Below are 1529 nucleotides of genomic sequence, written 5' to 3' on the forward strand. Positions count from 1 at the left end.
GTGAGCGAGCCCCCCTTCGTCAAGCTGGTTGTGAGTCATTCATTGCCTGTTGATTGAAGGAGCCGGCGATGGCCGTTGATAACAAGGGTTTTACGCGGGAAGAGATCCGTGAGTTCATGCATGAGTATTATTTGCAGCCGCACGGGACGAGGAAGGTGTGGCTTGCCTCGACGTCAGTTTCGGACTGGACGTTCCGCAGGTGGCGCACCCTGATGGTTCAGGGCGATATCGACCGTGGCCTGATTCCGCGGGAGCATGGAGGCATGGTCCCAACGAATCGTGAGCTCTCCGCGTTTGAAAAAGCACGCGCGAAGGAAATGGCTGCCCACCGTGCCGAAGTCGAAAAACTCCAGAAGCGGGTGCAGGAGCTGGAGGATACGAATTCCGCGCTGGGAAAAGCTATAGGGCTCTTGCACGAGTTGAGCGTGCCCGAGCCCGATACAACCCAGACGAGCGCTCAGAAGGATTCATAGCGGCCGAGAACAGTCTTGTCCTGGCGCTGCATGTGATCACCGGCTCCCAGCGGACAGCGCTCGTGCTGGCGGGCGTGTCGCGCGGGACCTGGCATTACCGGTTCAATCCCCGTCCGGCGGTGCAGGACCCGATCCACCAGAGCGACCGGGCCTACGAATCCCGGATCAGCACCGCACATCAGGACCGGATCCTGGGGCTCATCCTGGCCGGCTGGGAGAAGGGCAACTCCGTTGACCATTCCTTCGCCACGGCCTGGGACAACGGGGTGCTGCTCGCCTCCAACCGCACCTGGTGGCGGATCGCGGCAGAGTACGAGGACCAGCAGGCCCGCCCAACCTTCCCGCGCAAGCGTGGGGGCACGCGTGGTTCCCTTGAGAAGCCGGTGCTCAAGGCCTCCGGACCCTGCCAGGTCTGGTCCTGGGACATCACCGACGTCTATTCCAAGTGGCAGGGGAAGGTTTTCAAGGTGTACTCCATCATGGACATCTTCTCCCGGCAGATCGTCGGCTGGCGGGTGGAGGAACGCGAGTCCGACCACCTCGCCGCGGACATGTTCAAGACGGCCATCGCCCGGCACGGCGCCCCGGACATCGTGCATGCCGATTCAGGCCCGGCCATGAAATCAAACCTGCTCCGTGAGACCCTCACCGCCCACGGCGTGGAACTCAGCCACAACCGCCCGTACGTCTCCAACGACAATCCCTTCTCGGAGTCAGGGTTCCGCACGATGAAATACCGGCCCGGCTACCCCCGGACCTTTGACGATCTCGGGGCTGCCAGGGAGTACCTCACCGGCTATGTGCACTGGTACAGCACCGATCACAAACACTCCGGCATCGCGTTGTTCTCACCATCACAAGTCCACGACGGCTCTTGGCAAAAGCTCTGGGACAAGCGGGACAAAGTCCACCAGGACTACTACGAACGACACCCAGGAAGGTTCCGCCAACGACCCACAACACCGGCCCCAGCACAATACGTCGGGATCAACCTGCCCGAGACCAAAACACCCCAAAAACTAGCCCAGTGACTCCACACAGCTTGACAATTTCCGA

General features: G+C 61.3%; 2 protein-coding genes. Both read left to right on the top strand.

The window, feature by feature from the left end; all coding sequences use genetic code 11:
- Nucleotides 1-68: 68 nt before the first annotated feature.
- A complete protein-coding gene (locus AB0323_RS23950) occupies nt 69-473 on the top strand; it encodes a hypothetical protein (protein WP_366179546.1) in 405 nt (134 codons plus the stop codon).
- Between the two features lie 32 nt (nt 474-505).
- A complete protein-coding gene (locus tag AB0323_RS23955; protein ID WP_366179547.1) occupies nt 506-1504 on the top strand; it encodes a DDE-type integrase/transposase/recombinase in 999 nt (332 codons plus the stop codon).
- Nucleotides 1505-1529 lie beyond the last annotated feature (25 nt).

Origin of the sequence: Arthrobacter sp. NPDC080031 (assembly GCF_040702485.1) — a bacterium.
Lineage (GTDB): Bacteria > Actinomycetota > Actinomycetes > Actinomycetales > Micrococcaceae > Arthrobacter.